Raw genomic sequence first — 24,890 nt, 5'->3', positions numbered from 1 at the left:
CCCGTAACCCCAACTGCTCCAACACCCGTAACCCCAACTCAGCTTCCAACCACATAAAACTGCTAATGGGGGTACAAGATGCTCTGCGAATGCCGAACGCAGTTGGTTCTGTCATAATTTTAATTTTGTCTAAGTACCGTGGGACTTGGCCGCTCCAAGGCAGTAGCACAGACTTATGTGCGAAACCAGAGGCAGAACCATGACAAACAATTTTAGTTACTGCCTCTACGGCAACCAAAACAAAAAGTGATATTCCCTACGACGAGAGAACATCTGCTAACGCTAGATTAAATCAAGGACAGGACTTACACAGGGTTAACCGGATATCCTTATATAGTTCAATGACGTTTATCTGTGTAAGTTCCCAGGAACTGATTTATTGCTAAAGAGAACATAAATTTATGACTTTTGATTACGACCTGTTTGTAATTGGTGCGGGTTCTGGAGGTTTGGCGGCTTCCAAACGGGCAGCTAGCTATGGGGCAAAAGTGGCGATCGCTGAATATGATTTAGTTGGTGGCACTTGTGTGATTCGCGGTTGCGTTCCCAAAAAATTTATGGTCTATGGCTCTCACTTTCCTGCACTGTTCAGTGAAGCTTCAGGCTATGGCTGGAAAGTAGGTAATGCCGAGTTAGACTGGGAATATTTCATTACATCTATAGATAAAGAAGTTCGGCGACTGTCGCAACTACATATCAGCTTTTTAGAAAAAGCGGGAGTGGAACTAATTTCTGGTCGCGCCACATTGGTAGACCCCCATACAGTAGAAGTGGATGGACGCAAAGTTACAGCAGATAAAATATTAATTGCTGTTGGTGGGCGTCCCATCAAGCCAGATTTACCAGGGATGGAATATGGCATTACCTCTAACGAAATCTTTCATCTAAAAGAACAACCAAAACACATCGTCATTCTTGGCGCTGGTTATATTGGCACAGAATTTGCCTGTATCATGCGTGGTTTGGGTTCTGAAGTTACACAAATTACCAGAGGTGAAAAGATTTTGAAGGGGTTTGATGAGGACATCCGTACAGAAATTGAAGAGGGGATGACGAACCACGGAATTCGGCTGATTAAGAATAATGTGGTAAAAATAATTGAACGCGTGTCGGAAGGTTTTAAACTTACTTTGTCAGGGGAAGACCAAGAACCACTAATTGCCGACGTGTTTTTAGTAGCGACTGGTCGAACTCCCAATGTAGATGGACTAGGTTTAGAAAACGCTGGGGTTGATGTTGTTGCTACTTCTATGGAAGGGCCAGGGTACAATACCACAAATGCGATCGCAGTCAATGAATATAGTCAAACTAATCAACCAAATATCTTTGCCGTTGGCGATGTCACAGACCGAATCAATTTAACTCCCGTCGCCATTGGCGAGGGACGAGCCTTTGCAGATAGTGAATTCGGCAATAACCGCCGCGAATTCAGTCACGAAACTGTTCCCACAGCCATATTTTCTACCCCAGAAGCCGCTACAGTCGGCTGGACTGAAGCCGAAGCACGGAAAAAACTCGGCGATGCCGTCAAAATTTTTCACACTCGCTTTCGCCCCATGTACTATAGCTTGACTGGTAAGCAAGAAAAAACAATGATGAAGTTGGTGGTTGATAGCAACACTGACAAAGTGTTAGGCGCTCACATGGTGGGTGAACATGCTGGTGAGATCATTCAAGGTGTAGCGATCGCTGTGAAGATGGGCGCAACTAAAAAAGACTTTGACGCCACCGTTGGTATCCATCCCTCAGTAGCGGAAGAATTTGTCACAATGCGATAACTAGGTCATTTGTCATTAGTCATTTGTCCTTTGAAATCACAATTGACAAATGACTAAAGACGACCTAACGGGAAAACTTTAATGTCCACCCAGTATATTTACTTGCACGGTTTCGCTTCCAGTCCTAATTCTGCCAAAGCGCGGGATATAGGCGATCGCTTTGCCCAAATTCATACAAAGGTAAAAATTCCCGATCTAAATGCTGGCGATTTTTCGCACTTGACAATCACTCGTCAGATTACTCAAGTTGCCGCAGAATTCAGTGATAATTCTACGCCAGTAACGCTCATTGGCTCAAGTTTAGGCGGCTTGACCACTGCCCACTTGGGACAGCAATATCTACAAGTACAACGTCTTGTGCTGCTAGCACCAGCTTTTGAGTTTTTATCCCATTGGTTACCCAAGCTAGGCGATGAAGAAGTACAACGGTGGCAGCAAGAAAAATATATTATGGTCTACCACTATGGGGAAGAGCGAAAGCTTCCCTTAAGTTACGATTTCGTTATAGATGCTGCTCAATACCAAGAGGAGTTTTTGCAACGTCCTATCCCCACCCTGATTTTGCATGGCAAAAACGATGAAGTTATCCCCATTGAAGCTAGTCTTAACTTTGGGCGTTCGCGCCCTTGGGTGAAGTTAGCCAAACTCGACAGTGATCATGCCTTAGGTAATGTTATGGAAGAAATTTGGCAGGCAATTCGCCTCTTTTGCCAATTACCTTGAAGCTGTAAAATATTAGACTCTCACATAAATAATGTCCTTAGTCATTTGTCCTTTCTTTAGTTACTAATGACTAATGACCCTCACGGGTGACGCTCGTGCCGACGCTCGTTCCGACGCTCGTTCCTCGCTAACGCTGCGCTATCGCTAACGCTGCGCTATCGCTAACGCCAGTCACTCATGGGGGAAACCCCCAAGACCGCGCTGGCTCACTAATGACCAATGACTAATGACTAAAATTATGCTTCCCTTTATTCGGTCAGATTTAGCCAAATTTACCGCGTACAAACCTCACCCCAGCAGCGATACAGCCGAATCTGTCCCCGTGCAATTTGATCGGCTAGATACAAATGAAAGCCCTTATGATTTACCACCTGAGTTAAAAGAAAAGTTAGCCTGGACATATCAGCAAGTAATTGAAACAAATCGTTATCCTGATGGCGGACATGAGACACTTAAAGATGCGATCGCCCAATACGTCAATGAATCAGCCGCCATCTCGCTATCTAATACTGCTGACAATATTTCTGTTGGAAATGGTTCCGATGAACTAATCCGTTCTTTATTAATCGCCACCTGTTTAGGAGGAGAAGGTTCAATTCTAGTTGCCAATCCCACTTTCTCGATGTACGGAATTTTGGCACAAACTTTGGGTATTCCTGTAGTCGCGGTGGGTAGAAATGAAACAAATTTTGAAATTGACTTAAAAGCTGCACAGGCTGCGATCAAACAAACTCAAAATCTCCCCATTCGCGTAGTTTTTGTAGTGCATCCCAATTCACCGACAGCCAATAGCTTAACTGCGGCAGAGTTGGCATGGTTAAGAAGTTTGAGTGAGCATATTTTGGTAGTAATTGATGAAGCTTACTTTGAATTCAGTCAAACTACCTTAGTAGGTGAATTAGCACAGCGTCCTAATTGGGTAATATTACGCACTTTTTCTAAAGCCTTGCGGTTGGCAGCTCTCCGTATTGGCTATTGTGTTGCTCATCCCGAAGTGATCGCCATCTTAGAAAAAGTTCGCCTACCTTACAATCTCCCTAGATTTTCCATAGCGGCAGCATTAGTTGCTTTACAAAATCGCACACTCTTATTGGAGTCAATTCCCGAAATTCTGAGTGAACGAGCTAAACTCATCGAAATTTTATCCCAGCAACCAGAACTACAAATTACCACAAGCGCTGCTAACTTTATTTACCTACGTCTTAAACCAAATAGCTTTAATTCACAAGATGCTGCGTTAAAAAGTTTCCACCATAAACTTAGAACACTTGGCACCGTTGTGCGACACATTAGCGGAGGATTGCGAATTACTGTAGGGACAATTGAGGAAAACGCCCGTACCATTAATCGAGTACAAGCTGTTTTGGCAAATTTGGAATTTTAGCAATTCACTCAGTAATTAAATCGGCTGTTCGCCTCGCTGCCCAAACGGCGTACTATTCCTACTGTTTGTGGCAGCACACCTACTAAAAGAGCAAAAGCAACATCTGGCAGAAGAGCCACTATATCTGGTGGAAAGTATTGTTCAAATTGATCGAGAATTTTCTGAACTCGCTGCCCAGGCACTGGGTTTTCTGTAATTTGTTTGATCAATCGAATCCACTGTCGTCTAATCAAGTAAGCCTTCTGGCGTTCTTCATTAGATTCGGGAGTTAATAAAGACAGATTCCCTATGGGCAGCGCCCTTTGGCAATCACAATCGTAATCCCCACCTACAGCAGCCCCAGGTCCAGCAAACTCTGCATGATAGCGTTTAAAGAGGATTAATCCATTTCGTCTACGACTATTGACGATGAAAACTTCCCCACTGTGTAAACGTGTAAGGATATCCGAGCCTTGCGATTGCTCAGTTCCATCTGGCATGACACGAGAGTCAAGGAAACTAGCTTCAGGGTAATAAGTTGATACCATAGAGTTCTGATAGCGTCGATGCTGTTCGCTATCCATGTTTTTTAAACTTTCAACGAATTTGGTAGTAGTATGCACTTCAAAACAAAATTAGCTTGTTATGTCAAATCAGATTTTTGAATTCTTTATATTATCAAGAGTGTTTTGGTCAATTTTACTAAAATAGTAATAAACAAGCATTGTTTAGTAATTGAGTGATCATATTTTATGAGATATAACTAGATTTGTCTTCCAATTATGAGAGAGTTTTCTTAAAGTTTTTATAAAGATGAATATCTTAATTAAAAAGTTATTATGAGCTATTGGTAGTTTTCTCAAGGCAATTCTACAGCTATTTTCATTATAATTCATTTATTTATTTATATAAAATATTCTAAAATACTTGTCGTTTAATAGCAAACAAAAAAGACAAACTTGAATAAGTTAATCATTTAAGATAAGTTTTCCAAAGTTATATATTTATTAATATTACGAATAATAAGCTCCGTAAACAGTCCAAACAAAATATGCTTAAAAGAATTATTTAAAGCTATGTAGCAGTCCTAAATGATTCGTAAACTTTTTTGCTTCTTTTCTTCTCTAAGAGACGCTACGTATTGGAGGAAGCCTCTCGTAGAGGTAGTGGTTCAATAATTTTTTTCAAAAATATAAGTATGTGTAGGGTGCGTAGAATGGAGTCCGTAACAAAGTCTTGGGACAGTGCTTTACTCTCGTCTGGCACACCTTGCATGTACTTCAAAATAAAATATCAGTCCTATAATAACTAATACTAGCTTAGTTTTAATTAAGTTAGTTTGTGCTTTGATTGTCTATATTGGTGAGAAATTTTCCCAAAAGTAATTACAACATCAAAACTTACTTATTATCTGCCAAAATAAAATTCAAATAGTACAATCAGTACTCAGATGCTTGTGCAATAACATTTGGCTTGAGCGTCTTAGGAAAAATTTATTCCAATTCGATTCGACTTTATACACCCGATATCCCAACTTGAAATAAAGTTGCCTTGCTTGATGGTTATTTTCCAAAACGTGGAGGTATAAGTCTTGAAATCCCCAGTCACGAGAAACTTTTTCACAGCTACTTAGTAACCCTGAAGCAACACCGTGTCTACGGTATTGTGGGTGAACTGCTAAATTAGATAAGTAAGGAAAACCCATGCCAACCTGGCTCCACGAATCACTGTAACGTACACCCAGTTCTACACTTCCGACTAAGTTATTAGCCTCACCAGTAGTAGCTTCAAAGGCGACTAAACAAATATGACGCGACGGAGGTGATGCCATGCGATGCCTTAAGTCTTCGTAAATACCGAGACGTAGCAATGGAAAAGCCCATCCCCACATACCCTGTTGGGAGTGAAAGCTTTCAGCAATAATTTGAGAAACACTGATCAAATCAGCAGGTGTAGCTGTACGAATTTGAAATTGGCAGCAAGCTGGATTGATTGGCTGTTGCTGGTACGGATGAAAAAACCGATATTTCAAGGCTAGTTTAGTATTGATTTTATTCAACGAAAATTTTCTCAAATCTCCTCAAACACCATTTCAACTGAAGAAAAACTTCATATCTGCCCAGGATATTGAACTAACCTAAGATTGCTAATTCGCTTTTGCTTGTGGAGCATACAAAGTTTTACACTTTAGTTTGGGGCTTTATAGCCTGTATTTTTGGAAAAGTCTTAGAAGTTATTTACAGCTTCATCAATCTATAATCTTAAGTTCAGTACGTTCAGGTGCATCCCTTGCTTTAGGTGGGGAGGATATCAGTTTGTTTACCACAAAAACATCTGTAAAGTGGAACAGGTTTAGGTGAATGGGTAGATAAATAGCATAACCTGTCCGTAAACATTACCTACAAAATTGTTAAGTAAATACACTACCAACAAATTCTGCTTGCAAACTACCTTCAGTTAGAGTACTGAACTCGCTTAGGCAATTGCCGTTACACTAACAGGACTTTACTACTAGTACAGGTCGGCAGAAATAAACCTACCATTTCATTACAGCCAAACAGCTTAAAATTATAGACTTTTAACTTTTGAGAGGCAGTTGTTTCTCATCTCTACAAGAGGCTGTGCCCTAAGCAAATCGATGCCGCAGGCTTTACGAGACGCTGCGCGTAGCTTGCTTCCCCGGAGGGGTACAAGTCGGCAGAGCCGCAAGGGCGCACTGGCTTTGACTTCCGCCTTGCGGTAATAGGTTATAGTAACAGCCTGTGCAGGTGCTGGGGAAGAATCTCCAAGATCCAAGATCCCTAACTTCTTAACCCTACACTTGTCTTAATGATAGTTCTGATTGCTAAATTAGAAGAAGGTATTTGTCTAATAGTATACTTTGGCTTTAAATTTTCTTGTTTTAATATTGCTGACTCTACCATGACTACCATAAATAAAATTTACCTGCAAGTGTTAGTAAAACTGCTGCAAAGGGAAAACTTAATATGCAGCTTCATCTGGATTTGTCAGCTAGCTATGAGCGCTGTATGTAGTATCAGACATTGCTCACAGGAGGTGAAGGAAGATTTGGCAAGCAAGCAGCGACTCTGTAACCCTAAAACTGATTATGAAAGCAATTACACTGCACCAACGCAATTGGTAATAGGCATAAGCCATTGAGACGAATTACCGTGCGTAAACGCTCCTATACTCAGCAGTCATGTAGCCAAACAGCCTTATTGGTCAAAATGCTCTGCTCTTACCTGACTCAGAAAAATTCTTACCTGATCAGATTATTCTTTATCCGACTGCCGTTGCAGCAGGAAAGCGGTGCATGAAATCCCAAGCAAACAGTAAGCCTAAAATTTTGGTTGTCGATGATGAACCAGACAACCTTGACTTGCTTTACCGCACTTTCTATCGCGACTATAAGGTGCTAAGGGCAAACTCTGGCCCTGCGGCACTCGATCTGCTGGCTCAAGAGGGGGAGGTCGCGGTGATCATCTCCGATCAGCGGATGCCGATGATGAGCGGTACAGAATTTTTGAGCCTGACAGCAACTCAATATCCAGATATTATCCGGATTATTTTAACTGGCTACACCGATGTCGAAGACCTGGTGGAAGCTATCAACGCTGGTAAGGTATTTAAATATGTAACTAAACCGTGGGAAGCTGAGGAACTCAAAGCAGTGGTACGCCAAGCTTTGGATACTCACAATGTTCTCAAAGCCCGCACCCGCGAGCTTACCCGCACACTTCGGCAAGAATCGCTGCTGAATACTGTCACAAATACAATTCGCAGTGCTTTAGACTATCGCCAAATTTTGCAGGCAATTGTAGATACAGTGGGTCACATGTTGGAGGTGGATGTTTGCCTGTTGCGTCCCTTCCAAGATGAGCAGTTAGCGGATAAAGGATTTATTTATCAGAAGTCTCTTTCTGAAGAAGCAAGGGTGCAGACAAATAATTCTTCTACTGTGCCCGTGTCAACCTCTGCCCCTCTGCCTCTTTTGGCTCAAACGGTGTGGGAAACTCGTGAAGTCCAGGTGATTCACGATATAACTGATGATGAGCGTATTCACGGTAATACTCCCGAACTGCGCCAACGTGAGGAAGCTTTTACTGCCGCTAACATTTACTCTAGTTTAGTTGTGCCATTGATCTGCCAACAAGAACTGATGGCAGTGCTGGCACTGCATCAGTGTTCTCTGCCTCGCTTCTGGGAGGAGGATGAGGTGCAGCTAGTGTTGATGGTTGCGGATCAAGCAGCTTTAGCTTTGTCTCAAGCTTATGCTTACGAGCAAGTACGTGCCCTTGCCAAGCGAGAAGCCCTAATTAATACAATTACTAGCGCGATTCGCTCCAGTTTAGACCCCCAAGATATTTTTGCGGCGATCACCCAGCAATTGGGACAAGCCTTACAAGTCGATGGCTGCGTCCTGTCTTTGTGGACAGAGGAAGATGAGTTTGTCCAGTGTGTGGGCTTGTATGACAGTTTTCAACATTCGGAAAATTTGCGTAGGGACAGCCCAACCCAGGCATCGCCAGCCCCAGACAATAATTTAAGTAGCAAGAATCACCTATCACCTCCGATATTACCCTATTCTCAAGCATCTATACAGGAGAATCCAATTCTCCAACAAATGCTACAGACTCATGAACCTGTGGTAATTAGTAATGTGAGCCATTCTCCCTCAGATGTGCAGGGTTTTGATTTGCCGTTAAAAATGCCAGCGCGATCGCTAATGTTTGTGCCATTATTGGCTGATGGTAAATGTATCGGTAGTATTATGTTGCATGAAGGTAAAAAAGTACGCCGATGGCTGTCGTCTGATATTGATTTGGCTAAAGCAGTAGCAGTTCAAGCAGCGATCGCTGTGCAGCAGTCATACCTATATCAGAAAACTCGCCAACAAGCTGAACGCTTACTGGAATTAGATAAACAAAAAACCGAATTTTTCCAAAATATTTCCCATGAGTTTCGTACACCGATAACCTTGATTCAAGGGCCTTTAGAGTCGGCGGTGGCGGCTGGTGAAGGATTATCTTACTCCCAAAGTGCGATCGCCCTGCGTAACTCCCGCCGTCTGCTGCGACTGGTAAATCAACTCCTAGATTTACAACGTCTGAATGCGGGGAGAATGCAGCCTAGCTTCCATCCCTGCGATTTAGCGGAATTTGTCAGCCAGATAGTGGAATCTTTTCGTCCCTACTGTGAGAAAAAGAGACTGCATCTCGTCACCCAGTTAGATGAATGTTCTCCGGTATACTTGGACATGGAAAAATTTGACAAGGTGGTTTATAACCTCCTGTCAAATGCCATGAAGTTTACTCTTGAAGGTGGCACGATCAGTGTCAGACTAAAATCTGAGTGCGATCGCTGCGTATTGCAAGTACAAGATACTGGAATTGGCATTGTTAAAGAACAAATTCCCCACCTCTTTGAACGCTTCCGCCAAGCTGAAGGTTCAGCAAACCGCTCCTATGAAGGTAGTGGTTTGGGTTTAGCTTTAGTTAAAGAATTGGTCGAATTACATGGTGGTCAAGTCACTGTGGAATCAGTTTACGGCCAAGGTACTACCTTTAGTTTATGGCTTGTGACTGGAAATGCTCATTTACCCGCACAGCAAGTACTAGAAACGCCTACCGAACTGAATACGAGCCGCGCTAGCGTAGAATTGGCTGATTTAGAACTGGTATCAACAACAGACAATATTGAAGATATTACAATAAACCTCTCCCCCAGTATTGATACTCAAGACTCCGTACTTAAGACTCAGCACTCAATTTTAGTTGTAGATGATAACCCAGATTTACGAACCTATGTATCTGAGATTTTCCGTCGTAACGGCTATCATGTACGCACAGCTCGTAACGGTTATGAAGGGCACAGTATAGCTAAAGAAATTATACCCAGCTTAATTGTGACTGATTTAATGATGCCCTTGGTGAGCGGACTTGAGATGATTCAGATGATCCGCAAAGAGGAGAAGTTGAAAGGAATACCACTCATTCTGCTGACAGCAAAAGCTGACGAGGAAACCCGCATCGAAGGTACAGAACATGGTGCAGATGCTTATTTAGCAAAACCATTCAACGATCGGGAACTTTTGGCGGAAGTTCGGAATCTTTTGGCATTGAAGGAAAATGAACGGCGAATCGTGGAGTTAAATACTTATCTAACAGAATCAGTGCTAAAGCGTTTTTTACCGACTGTATTGGTACAAAAAGCTGCAACCGGGGATTTAACGTTAGATTTGCGCCCAGAACCACGCTTAATTACCGTTTTGTTTAGTGATATCGTGGGTTTTACACAGCTATCCAATACTCTTAGATCCCGACGAGTCGCAGAGTTGCTAAATGAATATTTAGAAGCCATGACCAAGGTTGTATTTGGCAATGGCGGCACTGTAGATAAATTTATGGGAGATGCTATTTTAGCTTTATATGGAGCGCCGGAAGAGCTAACCCCCAATGAACAAGTGCGTCGTGCTATCAATACAGCAAGAGCAATGCACCGCTCACTGGCTGAGTTGAACCAGCGCTGGCGAAATCAAGGTGTATTCGATGGTGACAGACTTACTAGCGTCCAGTTTCGCTGCGGTATCCACCAAGGTACTGCTGTTGTGGGGATGTTTGGTAGCGCTGAACGAGCTGATTATACTGCCATTGGCCCAAGTGTAAATATTGCTGCAAGATTGCAAGCTGCTGCTGTTCCCGGTACTATCTTGGTTTCTGCCGCCGTGGCAGATTATTTGCAGGAAGAAGAAATTACTAAAGGTAGTCCGTTAGAACTTAAAGGAGTAGATGAAACAGTTTTGACTTTTGCTGTTACACCAGAAGTAATGGTTAATCGCTAAAATTTAGACTGGTATTTTAAAGCATTAGCAATGAGTAATACTGCCTAATCATATCCAGTTTATATAATATGCCACTATCAGTTGCAGACAAAACTCCAATTCCAAGCAAAGTCTGGAGGCGACACAAAGATCCACCAGCTTTGTGGATTTCTGTCATTATAGGTTCAGTCTCTCTGCACTTACTAGCGTTCTGGCTGATGCGCTCATCTAATGCATTTAGTCTGTGGTTTCCCCAACAAAGTCAATCTGCTGTTCCCATTGAATTGATAGACATTGCTCCCAAATCAAAATCGACAGCCAAAACAGTTTCGCCAAAGCCAGCATCCGCAACTAAAAAGTCTGTATCGACACGTTCATCACAAACAGCACGAACTACGCCGAGAAATCAAAATTTTGGCGCAATAAATTCTGCGGATAATCTCCAGCAGAAGAGGCAAACTTACGCCTCTCAACATAATAGCCAACCCTTTAGACAACACAGAGTTGCTACGGCGAGACCGATACCGAAATCTACACCGAAATCTACACCGATACCGAAACCGACACCTACAGTTCCAGTCGGTAATCTACCTTGGAACCGTCGTCAAGAAATCAAACTGGGAAAGGGAACACTATTACCAACAAATGTTCCATCAAATTCACCAGGTTCGGAAGTTGAAAACAGAAAAACGCCACCTACCTCCGCTCAGAAAACTCCAGTAACTCCGGCTAGAGAAACTCTACCCACCCCCCCCCCTCACTAAACTCCAGCACCACCGACTATGGAAACTCCAGCAACACCAACTCAGGAAACTCCAGCAACACCAACTCAGGAAACTCCAGCAACACCGACTCAGGGAGCATCAGTAGCAATAGTAGCTCCTTTGCTTAAAGATGAAGTCAGTAGCTTGATACAATCAGGAAGATTACGACAAGATGCTTTACCCGACGTTATCGCTTTATATAGGGGAAGCAACACAAAAGAATTAGATTCAAGTTTTCTTGTTCAGAATTCTGGTCTTGAACCAGCACAACTCTTGGCTAGCTTAATAATTGATAACAATGGGAATTTTCAACAGGCTGTAATTCTAGAAATAGAACCAGCAACACTGCAAAGTGAAAAAAGCACATACCAGCAAGTCCTCAGCGAAGTTTTCAAAACAGAAAACTTTATTGCTGCTCACAACAACGATGGCACAAAACCAGAATTGAGCAATCTTTATGTCAGGATCAACATCCAAGCTGCTAATTCCAACTAAATGCTTGAATTTTTCCAAAATCTGTGTTACATTTATAGGGTTGCAATTTCGCGGGCGTAGTTTAGTGGTAAAACTATAGCCTTCCAAGCTATTAATGCGGGTTCGATTCCCGCCGCCCGCTTAGAAAAAGTCTGAAAGGCATCAGTGCAGCACGGTGTAAATCCACCTGGTATTTTAAAGGCAAGTGGCAAAAGCCCATTTTCAAAGCTAGGCAAACTTCTGTCACAGTGTACTAGTAGTCTGGCAAGTCAACAATGCTAGGCGAGACGCTTCCTAAACATCTCTTTTTTCTCTAACTCGTGCCCTTTGCGCCTCTGTGGTTTGTTCCTTTATCCCTCAAACTTCACTTGCCAGAATACTAGTACTGTGTCAAGCTAACAATGCTTGGATTAAAAAATGTAGACGCAAAGCGGCTTGCCGCAGGCTACCGCAGAGGCACAGAGAACAAACAGAGAAAGATTCTAAGATTTGGTTTACCAAGGATTGTTGGCTTGACGGACTACTAGTGCAAGAAGTAAGTGTGGGCTTGGTAAAATAATCAGTTAAAAAATAATTGTTTCAATCATAGAATGCCTACTCTGTAGTTATCACAAAAGCTACAGCTATATAATAACTAGCAAGCCAAGCCAATACTAATACTGCGCTATGTGTGGGACTATTTTGGAGTGGGGATTTTACCCATGCAGTCAATGTAGGTCTTAATATTAAACAGCTTAATTATTGCTTTTCTTTACTAAGAAACAACCATAATTGATCAAGCGATACCTGCGGCGGGCTACGCCTACGCTAACTTTGGCAAACAAATAAAAAAATAGAGGAATATCGCCCAGCTTTTATTTTCGAGTATTCCTCATTGTTCTAAAATCAACAATCTCTAATATTTATCAACTTATCCAAATCTGCCGCTAACGTAATCTCTGGTATCTTGCTGCTGAGGATTGTTGAAAATTAGTTCTGTTGCGTCGTACTCTACCATGTAGCCGTTACGACCTCCTGTCTCTGTAGTCCGAACGTTAAAAAAGGCTGTTTTATCAGAAACGCGCGCTGCTTGCTGCATATTATGGGTGACGATAACGATGGTATATTGCTCTTTAAGTTGGTGAATTAGTTCTTCAACCCGCAACGTGGAAATAGGGTCAAGGGCAGAGCAAGGTTCATCCATTAATATAATTTCAGGTTGGACTGCGATCGCACGAGCAATACATAACCTCTGTTGTTGTCCACCAGATAAAGACGAACCACTTTGTCGCAGTTTATCTTTTACTTCGTCCCACAAAGCTGCTTGTCGCAAACTCCGTTCTACTAATTCATCCATATTACCTTTGTAGCCGTTGATTTTGGCTCCAAAAGCAATATTGTCATAAATTGATTTTGGAAACGGGTTTGGTCTTTGAAACACCATCCCAATCCGACGACGCACCTCTACAGGATCAATGTCGGATGCATACAAGTTTTTATCGTAAAAAAGTATTTTACCTTCTGCCCGAAATGACTCAATCAGGTCATTGAGGCGGTTATAGCATCGCAACAACGTACTTTTACCACAACCAGAAGGGCCGATAAAGGCTGTCACTTGATTTTTTGGTATATCTAGCCAAATATTTTGCAAGGCTAAAAATTTGCCATAGTAAACGTTGAGGTTTTCGGTGCGTAAAACGGTTTGAGTATCGTTGACTGTGCTAATGTTGTTAGCCATAAATTAAATGTAGTATTAGTTTTAGCGATACAAATCCGCTATGTAGATGCCATGTCACTAAGCTTTCTTGCGAGTTGCCCAGCGAGCGATGATACTTGTGATTAGAACCATCAATACTAAAATCAAAGATGCTGCCCAAGCTAGTGATTGCCAATTTTTAAACGGAGAAATAGCATATTTATAAACCAAAACAGCAAGGGAAGCTGTTGGTTGGAATAAGCTATCGGTCCAAAAATTGGAAAACAGAGCGGTAAATAGTAAAGGTGCGGTTTCTCCAGATGCTCTGGCGATCGCTAGGGTTGCCCCAGTTACAATTGCTGGTAGGGCTGCTGGCAAGACTACTTGTGTTACTGTTTGAAAGTTAGTTGCTCCTAACCCTACAGATGCTTGTCGCAAATCTTGCGATACTAACTGCAAGGCTTCATCAGTGGTTCGGACAATAATTGGCAACATCAAAATTGCCAGTGCAAACCCTCCACCGAGAGCAGAATACGATCCTAAGTTTAACTTTACCAGTGTCAAAACTACAATGCCATAGGCAAATACTCCAGCAATAATTGACGGCACTCCACTCAGGACGTTAGCCGCAAAACGTACCCATCTCGCTACTTGGGCCGAGCTAAATTCTGTGATATAAATCGCCGCCAAAACACCAAATGGGATACTAATCAGGGCAGCAATTCCTACCATTAATAGTGTACCCAAAATTGCATTACCAAACCCTCCTCCCTGTTGTAAAGCTTTGGGTGGCAGTTCAAAAAAGAGGTTGGGACTCAAACTGCTAAAGCCTTGAATAATGACGTAAGAAAGTACTGCTAGCAAAGGCACAAGTGCCAATATCCCACAGATAAATGCGACTACAGTCATTACTGTATTAAACAGTGTCCTTTGAGACATGGGAGCGCGAGTTAGGCTGCGCTCTGGAAAACTAGAAGTCATAATTCAACCCAAAACTAAGCTACAGTCGCTTGACTCTCAGAACGATAAACTCGGCCATGATATTAACTACCAGAGTTAAGAAGAATAGAACTAAAGCAGCGTACATTAAAGCCGAAACTTGCAAACCACTAGCTTCTGAAAATTGATTTGCTAGTAGAGAAGAAATCGTATTGCCTGGTGCTAACAGTGAGATACTAATGTTGTTGGAATTACCAATCAACATTGTTACAGCCATTGTTTCTCCCATTGCCCGACCGAGTGCCAACATCACAGCGCTAACTATTCCTGAAAAGGCTGCTGGAATCAGAATTTGCAAGATGGTTTCCCATCGGGTTGCTCCTAGTCCTACGGAGGCTTGGCGCAAACTGGAGGGTATAGAAATTAAGGCATCGCGCGATAGAGCTGTGATGATAGGCAAAGTCATAATTGCTAATATGACTCCTGCCGGTAACATTCCTGGACCTGTAGGGCAGGTGCTAAAAAATGGTATCCAACCAAAGTAACTATTGAGCCATTTTCCCAAGTTAGTTAAAATAGGCACTAAAACAAAAATACCCCACACGCCGTAGACAACGCTGGGAATAGCTGCGAGTAGTTCTACTGCAAAAACCAGTACCAACTTCACTTTTGCGGGTAAAAAATCCTCGCTTAGTACAATAGCAGTACCAACTCCAATCGGTACAGCTATCAGTAAACCTATAAAAGAACTCAAGAGAGTTCCATAAATTTGAGGTAGCACCCCGTAGGTATCATTAACTGGGTTCCAAGTGGTGTTAGCTAAAAAGCTAGCACCAAACTTTTGGATGGCGGGCCCAGAAGCAATTGCAACCTGGAAGCCGATCCATAGTAAAGCGGCAGCAACCCCAAAGGCGAAAATTTTAGTAAGCCAAATAAAACCCCGATCTAGGGATTTTTCTACATCAGAGCGATTTTTTGTCGCTGATGAAAGGTTTTGAGAATTTGTAGCCATGACTACCGACTTTCACAATTAAATCAGAGGAAGATATGGGAGGCAACCATATCAATAAAATTGTTGCCTCATGGTCTTTTGAAACTGAGACATTGGTAACATAGAGTTCCAAATTACGAATGCCTATAGTTTAGTAAGCAGCCTAAAAATTATTGTCTAGGAATGCTTCATGTCTTGACTGTAGCTACTTGCTAGCACTAGTACCACTACCAACAGCAATTTTATACTCTGGACTGATTTGATCGGCAGCAGCAGCCACTTTTGTAATAACGTTTTGCGGTAGAGGAACATATCCTAATGTCGTAGCCTGTTTTTGTCCCTCAGTTAAAGCGTATTCGATCGCAGCTTCAACTGCCTTAGCTTTTGCCGCATTGGGATATTTCTTGTAAGCCAAAATCCAGGTGTAAGTGACGATGGGATAGGAATCAGCGCCTTCGGGATCGGAAATAAAGATGCGGAGATCAGGGGGTAGAGTTACTGATGCCAGAGTTTTAGAGGCTGACTCCTCACTAGGTACAATAAACTTACCGCCTTTGTTTTCTAAAGCAGCAAACTTGAGACTATTTTGTTTGGCATAGCCGTACTCGACATAACCAATAGAACCTTGTGTTTGTTGGATTTGGGCGGTAACCCCCTCATTCCCTTTAGCACCAACTCCCTTAGGCCAATTCACAGTTTTGCCTTCACCAACTTTAGTCTTCCACTCTGGGCTAATAGCACTGAGGTGTTTTGTAAACACACCTGTTGTTCCGCTACCATCAGAACGATAAACAACTGTAATTGCCTGTTTAGGAAGCTTTGCATCTGGGTTAGCCTTGACAATTTGGGCATCATCCCAAGACGTGATTTTGCCTAGTAGAATATCGGCGTAAACGGCTCGTGGTAGCTTTAGTTCTGCAACATCTGGCAAGTTGTAAGCTAGCACGATGCTACCAGCAGTTACAGGCAGTAAAATAACGCCCTTATCGGCTGGCACCTTCTGGATTTCTTCATCCTTCATGGCAACATCACTGGCACCAAAGTCTACAGTCCCTTTGATAAATTGCTCAACTCCAGCACCGCTACCAACTGAGGCATAGTCAACTTGCAGATTTGGATATTTTTTATTTAAATCCGTAAACCATGTATCATATAGTGGTGCTGGGAAAGACGCACCAGCCCCGCTTAACTTGAGATTTCCACCCAAATCTAATTTGGTTGTGCTTGAGGCAGTGGTATCTGTAGCAGTGCCAGAAGGAGTATCCTTAGTGGCTGTATTATCTGGGTTTTGCTGTCCGCCACATGCAGCTAGACTGATTGTCAGTGCTAACACTGAAACTGAAGCTGTGAGGCGATGAATTTTTGTTACACTAAGAGGTAAGGGCATCGCTATCAATGTTTGGGTAACTTTTCAGGTGAGCGCTTCTCAGGATACCCCTAAAGGATGAAGGTTAAGGTAAAGGATAGGTTAACAAAGCAAAAAATGCTTGTTTTTTTTGATGAAGAACAAACACTCTTTTCTACTTTTACTTAATAAAATTTATACTGTTATTTTAGTCACATCTTACAAAGATTACCACAGGGATTAGGTTACAGATATTTACAAAAATTTTTACTAGTGTAAATTTATTGGTCAATTCATAAAAAAATGTATAAAAACATTGCAGCCTATGGTATAATCTAAACCTCATAAATTGGGTGTTAATATAGAAAATTGTTTTTGCTTATCAGTCTAAGCAGACTTCAAGGCATAAGTAAACAATCTAAGTTTAACGAGTGAAATTATTCTTGAGGAAAACAGAATAAAAACTATAAGTTGCCTATTTTATGAGAGTAGGCGGAACGATCACTAAAAAATAGTGAATTAAAAACTATCTTTACCACTTTGTAGCAGAAGTTGGCATTGAATCTAAAAATTTAGTTTAAATACTATATTTTACTAATATTAACATATTAGTTTAAATACTATAATCAGACTACGCTTCAGTCAATAACATTACAGCTATAGACACCTAAGCAATAATTTGCAGAACTGAAAAGTTACATACCAAAAAGGCAAAAAAAATATGCTAATTCTTAGAGGTGTCAGCACAAATTTCATTTTAACACTAATGAATATACTAGTACAGCAGGTGCGGAAATAAACGTACCATTTCAAATGGCGCAAAAACTTGGAACATAATTCTTTTGACTTTTGATTTTTGACTTTCGCCTTGCGGTACTAGTAGCTGTTGGTTTTCCCTTTTGCCTTTCCCTGGTTGACTGATAAATGTTTGCTGCTTCCAATCAATTACTATGGTCCATGATTGGCTTACTCCTGACAATGGGTGGCACTTTCCTAGAAGTTTATGGTATCACCTTACCTTGGAATTGGAGTAAGCACGGAATTCAAACAATTTCATTAGGTGTCACTTTTCAAGTTGGCGCAGTATTGCTGGTGGGTTGTTTAGGGGGCAAAAATGCTGGTGCGCTCTCACAAATTGCCTATTTAGTCATGGGGTTGACCTTATTACCTGTATTTGCGGATGGGGGCGGTATTGGTTATGTTAAATTATCTCAATTTGGCTATCTATTAGGCTTTATTCCTGGAGCTTGGATTTGTGGTTTGTTCGCTTTTAAAGCTAGACCTCGACTAGAAACTCTCGGCTTTAGTTGCATTTGTGGCTTGTTAACTATCCACCTATGCGGTATTACTTATTTGATTATTAGCTATATTTTTCAGTGGAAAGGTACAGAAAATCTTCCCTTAATGCAAGCAATCCTTAGATACTCTTGGTTTGCACTACCAGGGCAACTAAATGTGGTCTGTGCCGTTACTGTAATAGCATATATATTGCGTCACTTAATGTTTTATTAGTCATGAAGGGGCTAGAGGCTAGGGGCTAGAAATTTCAAATTATTCTATTCCTTAGTCCTTAGTCCCTAGTCCCTAATCCTAGCCCCTAGTTTCATGCGTTTAAAAAATCGCCTTTTCTGGATAGCTGCCTTCATAGCTTTTTTCTTAGATCAAATAACAAAATACTGGGTAGTGCAAACCTTTAGCTTGGGGCAAACACTACCACTTCTACCTGGAATATTTCACTTCACCTATGTCACTAATACTGGTGCGGCTTTTAGTCTATTAAGTGGGAAAGTAGAATGGTTGCGCTGGTTATCTTTAGGAGTGAGTTTAGTATTGATAGCGTTGGCCTTGTTTGGCCCAACATTATATTTGTGGGATCAGTTGGGCTATGGCTTGATTTTAGGTGGAGCTATGGGCAACGGTATTGATCGCTTTGTTTTAGGCTACGTCGTTGATTTCCTTGATTTTCGCCTGATTAACTTTGCTGTATTTAATGTGGCAGATTCATTTATTAGTATCGGTATTGTTTGCCTGTTAATTGCTTCCTTTCAAAAAACACCGACTTCAACTGACAGGTCGCATTAAACTATTAAGCCTGAGATGATTTATCCCAGGCTATTGATTACTAAAACCTTTGCTCAATCCTATATGCGAAGACTTGATCATTGGTTTTAGCGATTTTGACTTGTTATTTTACACCAGTTTGCATAACTGGTGTAAGAGGTCAAGATGCACTGACGATCGCTAATGGCAAACTATTATTCAGATTAATTATCGGCTAGGAGTTGGCGAACTAGAGCCTGGAGTATTATTGGGAGAACCAGTACTTGGTTCGGGATTGGTGTCAGTAGTACCAGACTCAGGTGTAGTTGGGTTTCCTGGTACGGTAATGCTGCCACCAGGAGCAGGAGTGCCAGACTCAGGTGTAGTTGAGTTTCCTGGTACGGTAGTGCTGCCAGGAGCGCCAGACTCAGGTGTAGTTGAGTTACTTGGTTCGATACTGCTGCCAGGAGTGCCAGGAGTGCCAGGTTGAACTGGGGTAACGCTTCCTGGTGGAGTTAAGTTGCCAGGAGTGCCAGAATCAGGCGGGGTAATAGTTCCTGGTGCTGGAGTGATTTCAGGGGTGGCAGAGCCAGATCCAGGCGCAGTTGTGCTACCTGGTGCAGTTGTGCTATCTGGAGTGGTGGTGCTATCTGGAGTGGTGGTGCCACTAGGCGTGGTTTCTGCTGGTGCTGTAGTGCCACTAGGAGCGCTAGGGGTGAGTGCTGTGCCGCCGGGACAGCGGGAGTTGAGCGGAAAATTCTTGCACAGAATTTCCTTTCCTTGTGGGGACAACTTAATTTCCGTTGGTGCACTAGTTGAGCCGCCACTGGACTGGGCTATGGAGGATTTACTAGATTCGGCTACAGCAATGTTAGCTGTGAATGCTAAAGATAAAGCTGCACCAATCAGAGTCAGAGATTTTCCCATCATTCTGTAATTAACCTCAACGGAACACTCGGCCCATTAAAACAGACAATAGGATTTAGAAAATCTTCCTAAATGAATATATTTAGGTTTGTTTCAGAATATGTGGATATGTAAAATTGGTAAAAATTAAATCTGTTGTCTATTAATAACTAGTGTTTAAAAATACAAAAATTAAAACTATAGTTGTAGTTATAGAACGAGGAACACGTATAAAATAAGACCTTTGAGAATGAATAAAAAATTTATTTTATATAAGAAAGTAGCAAAAATTACAATTAAATACTAGCAAAAAGCTGGTATTAAGTATAAATTAAGTCAAAAAAATGCGTATAGATAACTTATGCATTGGCTTATGAGTAAAATGATGAAAGACTAACATCTAAATTGATTGTAATTCGCCCGATTCTTCACTAAAAAGTGTGATGTAGATAGCCGATGAGTTCTCCCCAACCCCCTCAAAAGCCACAAACTTTACTTGGTCAACTGACTCAAGCGGTACATACTATCCAAGCTAGGGTCGATTTTTCTAAATTGGCGCTCAAGCCTAATGCCAAAGTACCGGAACTTTGGGTGCAGGATGCGGGGGCGGATAAAGCAGAGGTATATCCACTGTTGGGCGATCGCTATATTCTAGGTCGTAGCTCCAAATCCAGTGATATCGTTATCCGTAACCCTGTTGTCAGCCAAATTCACCTGTCGCTATCGCGGAATTCTACTCAACGCACACCAGTTTTCGTCATCAAAGACGAAAACTCTACCAATGGCATTTATCGTGGTAAGCGTCGTGTTAATTCTCTAGAACTGCGTCATGGTGATATTCTGACTCTGGGCCCCCCAGAACTCGCCGCTTCTGTGCGGTTGCAATACGTCGATCCACCAGCTTGGTATGTGAAAGCTGCAAGTTGGACAGCTTATGGCGTCGGTGGTACTAGTGCCCTGTTAGCGTTAGTAATTGGTGTCGAATGGCTAAAATTTCAAGTTAAACCCCTACCTACAGCTACACGCGCCCCAGTAGTTGTTTACGCCCGTGATGGAGCCACTCCCCTGAGAGAGCCTCGGACTACCTCCCACGTAGACATGAAGCGATTAGACGAATTTGGCCCTTATTTGCCTGCTGCGGTGGTGGCTTCAGAGGATAGTCGTTATTACTGGCACTTTGGGGTTGACCCTGTAGGAATTTTACGAGCCGTGTTGATCAATAGCCGCAGTGGAGATGTGCAGCAAGGAGCCAGCACTGTTACCCAGCAAGTTGCCCGCAGTTTGTTCCGTGAGTATGTAGGCAGACAAGATACCCTTGGACGCAAATTGCGAGAAGCAGTTGTTGCCCTGAAGCTCGAAACATTTTACAGCAAAGATGATATTTTGTTGATGTACTTAAATCGGGTTTTTTTGGGCGGAGATACCTCTGGCTTTGAAGATGCATCGCGGTATTATTTTGAGAAATCGGCTAAAGAATTAACTTTGGCAGAAGCAGCAACATTAGTGGGAATTTTACCTGCTCCCAACGCCTTCGATTTTTGTGGGGATAGTCCAAATAAGCTAGAAGCAGCTGAATACCGAAATCGTGTGATTAAGCGGTTGCTGGAGATGGGCAAAATTAAACTTGAGGATGCGAACCGAGCTAGACGCTCCACTGTCCAAATTAGTCCTAAAGTCTGCGAACAGCAAGCCAAGACGATCGCTCCTTATTTTTACAATTACGTCTTCTCTGAACTTGAATCAATCTTGGGGGAGGGAGCTGCAAGAGAAGGAAATTATATCATTGAAACCAAGCTTGATCCAGCCATACAGAGCCAAGCAGAAGCAGCATTGAATAATTCAGTGAACAACGCCGGTAGAAATTTTAATTTTTCTCAAGGAGCGGTAGTCACTCTTGACTCTAGTACAGGCAGTATCCTGGCAATGGTGGGCGGGACTGATTACAGAAAAAGTCAGTTCAATCGTGCCGTTCAAGCCAAAAGACAACCAGGTTCCACCTTCAAAATCTTTGCTTACACTGCTGCTATTCAACAGGGAATTTCAGAATCAAAAAGTTATTCTTGCGCTCCTTTAACTTGGCAAGGCTTTACTTATAAACCCTGTCGTGCTGGTGCTGGCGCTAGTTTAGATATTGCCACGGGCCTTGCTCTTTCAGAAAATCCCATCGCCCTACGAGTTGCCAGAGAAATCGGGCTGAATAAAGTCGTGGCGATGGCACAGAATTTGGGAATAAAGTCAAACCTTGATCCAGTTCCTGGCTTAGTACTAGGTCAAAGTGTAGTCAATGTTTTGGAAATGACTGGTGCTTTTGGCGCTATTGGTAATGGTGGTGTACGGAATCCTCCCCATGCGATTAACCGAATTTTAGACAGTGGTGATTGCCGCGATCGCAATGATATCAAAACCTGCCGTGTAATCTACTCCTTCGACCAAGATCCAGATGCCAACAAACGAGTGCTGCCAAATGGTGTAGCCGATGAGATGACTAGTTTGATGCGTGGCGTAATCACCAGAGGTACAGGTCGTAGTGCTGCCATTGGGCTAGGGGAAGCCGGGAAAACAGGCACAACTGATAAAAACGTTGACTTATGGTTCATCGGCTTTATCCCTAGTCGGCGGCTTGTAACCGGTGTCTGGCTAGGAAACGACAACAATTCCCCTACATCTGGTAGCAGCGCTCAAGCAGCTCAGTTGTGGGGAAATTATATGCGGCGGATTACAAGGTAAAGAATGGGGAGTAGGGAGTAGGGAGTAGGGAATTTTACCATTCCCCACTCCCCACTCCCCACTCCCCATTTATTATTGATATCCCTGCCAAGGAGTAACTTCCATCGTGCCGTTAGGCTTAAATATCACTTGGAAGTGGGCGAGAGGTTCTTTATTGTTGGGAGCTGCTACATTAGAACCGTAGACAGCGTTGAACATCTTGGGAAGGGGTGTTTCTCGGAAATAGTCAAAGGCTACTTGGTTGAGTGGTTCATAGTCAGCAATTACACCATCTTTATTGACTGCTACCCGATATTTCAAATCTCGCGTAAAGGTGGGAGTGCCACTCCAAGTTTGCCGAACTGTGCTATAAAGCTTTTGATTTAAACCTTTGACTATATTAGAGTCAGTAATTTTTGCACCTACTACCTCTGGCGTCCTAGCATATCCCCGCCAAGGGCTAACTTCTAGCACACCTTTTGTAGTAAATACTACTCGGAATTGGGCGATCGGTTCATTGGAAATGGGAGGGCGGCTAGCTGGATTGTAAAGTACGTTAGGCAGAGGAGTTTGCCCCACTCCTGTATTTGCCTCTTTATTCAGCGCTTTATAACCAACGATCGCTCCATCCGCAGCTACACCCAGACGATAGATCAAATCCTCTTGCAATCCTGAGCGATTATTCCAAGCTGGATGAATTTGGTTGTAAACTTGACGATTTAATGCACGCAACTGGGATGGATCAGTAATTTCTGGAACTGTATTTAAAAGTGCTTCTAAATCTTTAACTGGCGGCTTTGTATTAGCTGTCAATGATCGTGTAGGCGTTGCAGCAGCTGATGCTGGAGCAGTGATATTGTTTTTTGTAGAGCTAGTTTGCTCATTTGGTTTAGGTTGCGGTGGACGCATTTGGGGAGGTGGAATCAAGTTAAACGCGATCGCTGCTACTGCTAAACTTGACACACCCACAGCAGCAGGAACAGCCTGCCTGATCACAGCCTGACTAGCACCACCATACCGTCTGGTAACCGGTTGTAGTTCTAAAGAAAGTTCAGGTAAAGTTTGGGTATCAGCAAAAAACTGATCCACTGCTTCCACTAAATCAAACAACTGTACTGTATTTAAATCTATTTCGATAGGCGGACGTTTGGAATTGTTAGAGTTATCAAACCCCTCTGGAGCGCCTTCTGAATATATTATTAACCTATGTCGATTGCTGTCAATTTTCCGAAACTCTACTAGCTCCGATTCCTGGTTGTGTGCCTGCGGATTGGGTACACTACTTAAAAATTCTTGGGCATAGCCACTAACAGCCCTCACCAAACTTTCAAAAAATTCCCGCCCTCCCGTTAGGGGTTGGTTGTAACCAGATAAATAACATTCTGCATTTACCAATATTGATAATTCCGGGCGCATTTCCTGGAAGTGTGCAGCCCTAGTGACATCACTTAACCCTTCTAAAAGCAGTGTACAATTAGGCAAACTGTACTTACGTTGAATATTCATTCCACTTCACCGTCAAAAAGACTAATCCAGAATCGCTGCATTCCAGCTGTACCAGTACAAAATAGTAATTGTCCTAACAAATTTATAGCTAGCTCATCTAATTTTGCATCAGAAGTTAATGCCAGGGCACCAGAACGTCGAGCATTCATCCGGCTCTTAAAATGCGCTCTAAACCTCTCTAAGTAATTAGATAGGCGCAAATTCTGTTCTAATGGAATCTGCTTTTCTTCCATTTGTTGACAGATCATTAGTAATTGGCGAATCACAACAGTTAAACGCCGCGCTATATAGCAAGCAATGACCACCAGAGCTTTTGCTTCCATGATACTTAAGGGACGGCGCATGTGCGCTCTCCGTAGCGGATTAGAGCTACGCATCCGCCATAAATTCACCCTGTCTTTAACAATTCCTTTTAGATCCAACTCTTGAGCAAAAGTCAGGATTGCTTCCGAACCACCCAGCTCTAAAGCTTCAATTGCCAGTAAAATCAGGTCAATTTGCAACCGAGTTCTGCGAGGACACGTTTTGGAAGCGATCGCAGGATCTGGCAAAGTGTCCAGAACCATCGGCAGTGAATCTTGAGTTGGACTGTTGAACGGCGTTAAACTTGCTGAGACATTCATTCTATAAAATACCTTGTGCGGTTCCAACAGACTAGATAAAACAAATTTAAGATCGGTAGCCAAGACTTGAGCATTAAACTTGTGGCAGTAGCATGACTACCTGATATATACATTACTTAACTCTTTATACTCAAATTCCCTATATTGAAATCAAAATTTTAAAACATAACTTAATTCACCTTTATTTAGTGCAATACCTCTTATAGCTTGATTTAGATTCTAATTATCGTCAAT

The 24,890-nt window shown here is 42.3% G+C and carries 19 protein-coding genes and 1 tRNA gene; 10 read left to right on the top strand and 10 right to left on the bottom strand.

All coding sequences use genetic code 11. The features are described from left to right. Window positions 1–401 precede the first annotated feature (401 nt). The 3 genes from gor (at window position 402) to ACFE90_RS18090 (ending at window position 3,885) form a co-directional block, all read left to right on the top strand. Window positions 402–1,778 carry a glutathione-disulfide reductase gene (gene gor / locus ACFE90_RS18100; protein WP_375502874.1) on the top strand — a complete coding sequence of 459 codons (1,377 nt, stop codon included), beginning with the start codon at window positions 402–404 and terminating at the stop codon, window positions 1,776–1,778. Window positions 1,779–1,859: 81 nt separating this feature from the next. Further along, complete coding sequence (locus ACFE90_RS18095) at window positions 1,860–2,501, top strand: YqiA/YcfP family alpha/beta fold hydrolase (protein WP_375502872.1); 642 nt, start codon at window positions 1,860–1,862, stop codon at window positions 2,499–2,501. Between the two features lie 238 nt (window positions 2,502–2,739). Continuing rightward, complete coding sequence (locus ACFE90_RS18090; RefSeq protein ID WP_375502876.1) at window positions 2,740–3,885, top strand: histidinol-phosphate transaminase; 1,146 nt, start codon at window positions 2,740–2,742, stop codon at window positions 3,883–3,885. An 8-nt stretch (window positions 3,886–3,893) separates the two neighbouring features. Here the strand turns inward: ACFE90_RS18090 and ACFE90_RS18085 are convergent, their stop codons facing one another. From ACFE90_RS18085 to ACFE90_RS18075, 3 genes are all read right to left on the bottom strand, one after another. Then, window positions 3,894–4,448, bottom strand: coding sequence for a hypothetical protein (locus ACFE90_RS18085; RefSeq protein WP_375502870.1), 555 nt, complete (start codon window positions 4,446–4,448; stop codon window positions 3,894–3,896). An 842-nt stretch (window positions 4,449–5,290) separates the two neighbouring features. After that, window positions 5,291–5,923, bottom strand: coding sequence for a GNAT family N-acetyltransferase (locus tag ACFE90_RS18080; RefSeq protein ID WP_375502868.1), 633 nt, complete (start codon window positions 5,921–5,923; stop codon window positions 5,291–5,293). Window positions 5,924–6,432: 509 nt separating this feature from the next. Further along, a complete protein-coding gene (locus tag ACFE90_RS18075; RefSeq protein ID WP_375502866.1) occupies window positions 6,433–6,660 on the bottom strand; it encodes a hypothetical protein in 228 nt (75 codons plus the stop codon). A gap of 520 nt (window positions 6,661–7,180) precedes the next feature. Between ACFE90_RS18075 and ACFE90_RS18070 the strand changes: the two genes are divergently transcribed. The 4 genes from ACFE90_RS18070 to ACFE90_RS18055 all read left to right on the top strand — a co-directional run bounded on the left by ACFE90_RS18070 (window position 7,181) and on the right by ACFE90_RS18055 (window position 12,067). Further along, the gene (locus ACFE90_RS18070; RefSeq protein ID WP_375502864.1) at window positions 7,181–10,708 is read left to right on the top strand and encodes a response regulator; all 3,528 of its coding nucleotides are present in this window, start codon (window positions 7,181–7,183) and stop codon (window positions 10,706–10,708) included. A gap of 68 nt (window positions 10,709–10,776) precedes the next feature. Then, window positions 10,777–11,451, top strand: coding sequence for a hypothetical protein (locus ACFE90_RS18065; protein ID WP_375502862.1), 675 nt, complete (start codon window positions 10,777–10,779; stop codon window positions 11,449–11,451). Between the two features lie 18 nt (window positions 11,452–11,469). Then, window positions 11,470–11,946: a hypothetical protein gene (locus tag ACFE90_RS18060; RefSeq protein WP_375502860.1), complete on the top strand. Its 477-nt coding sequence runs from the start codon at window positions 11,470–11,472 to the stop codon at window positions 11,944–11,946. 50 nt (window positions 11,947–11,996) lie between these two features. Next, a tRNA-Gly gene (locus tag ACFE90_RS18055) sits at window positions 11,997–12,067 on the top strand. Between the two features lie 768 nt (window positions 12,068–12,835). On the opposite strand, the gene pstB is transcribed toward ACFE90_RS18055, so the two are convergent. The 4 genes from pstB to pstS form a co-directional block, all read right to left on the bottom strand. Then, entirely contained in the window at window positions 12,836–13,642 is an 807-nt protein-coding gene (pstB, locus tag ACFE90_RS18050; protein WP_375502858.1) for a phosphate ABC transporter ATP-binding protein PstB, read from the bottom strand. Between the two features lie 57 nt (window positions 13,643–13,699). Beyond that, window positions 13,700–14,581, bottom strand: coding sequence for a phosphate ABC transporter permease PstA (gene pstA, locus ACFE90_RS18045; protein WP_375502856.1), 882 nt, complete (start codon window positions 14,579–14,581; stop codon window positions 13,700–13,702). A 19-nt stretch (window positions 14,582–14,600) separates the two neighbouring features. Next, window positions 14,601–15,551 carry a phosphate ABC transporter permease subunit PstC gene (pstC, locus tag ACFE90_RS18040; protein WP_375502854.1) on the bottom strand — a complete coding sequence of 317 codons (951 nt, stop codon included), beginning with the start codon at window positions 15,549–15,551 and terminating at the stop codon, window positions 14,601–14,603. A 184-nt stretch (window positions 15,552–15,735) separates the two neighbouring features. Beyond that, window positions 15,736–16,917, bottom strand: a complete 1,182-nt coding sequence (pstS, locus tag ACFE90_RS18035) for a phosphate ABC transporter substrate-binding protein PstS (RefSeq protein ID WP_375502852.1) — start codon at window positions 16,915–16,917, stop codon at window positions 15,736–15,738. Between the two features lie 882 nt (window positions 16,918–17,799). Between pstS and ACFE90_RS18030 the strand changes: the two genes are divergently transcribed. Together ACFE90_RS18030 and lspA are read left to right on the top strand one after the other, a co-directional pair. Beyond that, a complete protein-coding gene (locus ACFE90_RS18030; RefSeq protein ID WP_375502850.1) occupies window positions 17,800–18,387 on the top strand; it encodes a biotin transporter BioY in 588 nt (195 codons plus the stop codon). A 93-nt stretch (window positions 18,388–18,480) separates the two neighbouring features. Next, window positions 18,481–18,957 (top strand): signal peptidase II, encoded by a 477-nt coding sequence (gene lspA, locus ACFE90_RS18025; protein WP_375502848.1) that lies wholly within the window; start codon window positions 18,481–18,483, stop codon window positions 18,955–18,957. A 186-nt stretch (window positions 18,958–19,143) separates the two neighbouring features. Here the strand turns inward: lspA and ACFE90_RS18020 are convergent, their stop codons facing one another. Then, on the bottom strand, window positions 19,144–19,845 hold the full coding sequence (locus ACFE90_RS18020) for a hypothetical protein (protein ID WP_375502846.1): 702 nt from the start codon (window positions 19,843–19,845) through the stop codon (window positions 19,144–19,146). Window positions 19,846–20,277: 432 nt separating this feature from the next. On the opposite strand from ACFE90_RS18020, the gene ACFE90_RS18015 reads away from it, so the two are divergent. Further along, window positions 20,278–22,548, top strand: a complete 2,271-nt coding sequence (locus tag ACFE90_RS18015; protein ID WP_375502844.1) for a transglycosylase domain-containing protein — start codon at window positions 20,278–20,280, stop codon at window positions 22,546–22,548. Between the two features lie 72 nt (window positions 22,549–22,620). Here the strand turns inward: ACFE90_RS18015 and ACFE90_RS18010 are convergent, their stop codons facing one another. Then, window positions 22,621–24,033 carry a DUF4335 domain-containing protein gene (locus ACFE90_RS18010; protein ID WP_375502842.1) on the bottom strand — a complete coding sequence of 471 codons (1,413 nt, stop codon included), beginning with the start codon at window positions 24,031–24,033 and terminating at the stop codon, window positions 22,621–22,623. Continuing rightward, window positions 24,030–24,656: a DUF3038 domain-containing protein gene (locus ACFE90_RS18005; protein ID WP_375502840.1), complete on the bottom strand. Its 627-nt coding sequence runs from the start codon at window positions 24,654–24,656 to the stop codon at window positions 24,030–24,032. The genes ACFE90_RS18010 and ACFE90_RS18005 overlap by 4 nt, the downstream gene beginning before the upstream one ends. Between the last annotated feature and the right edge of the window lie 234 nt (window positions 24,657–24,890).

This window comes from uncultured Nostoc sp. (assembly GCF_964245445.1).
Classification (GTDB): Bacteria; Cyanobacteriota; Cyanobacteriia; order Cyanobacteriales; family Nostocaceae; genus Nostoc.
The sequence above is the reverse complement of the archived record's forward strand: the minus strand, read 5'-3'. Positions and strand labels throughout refer to the sequence as shown.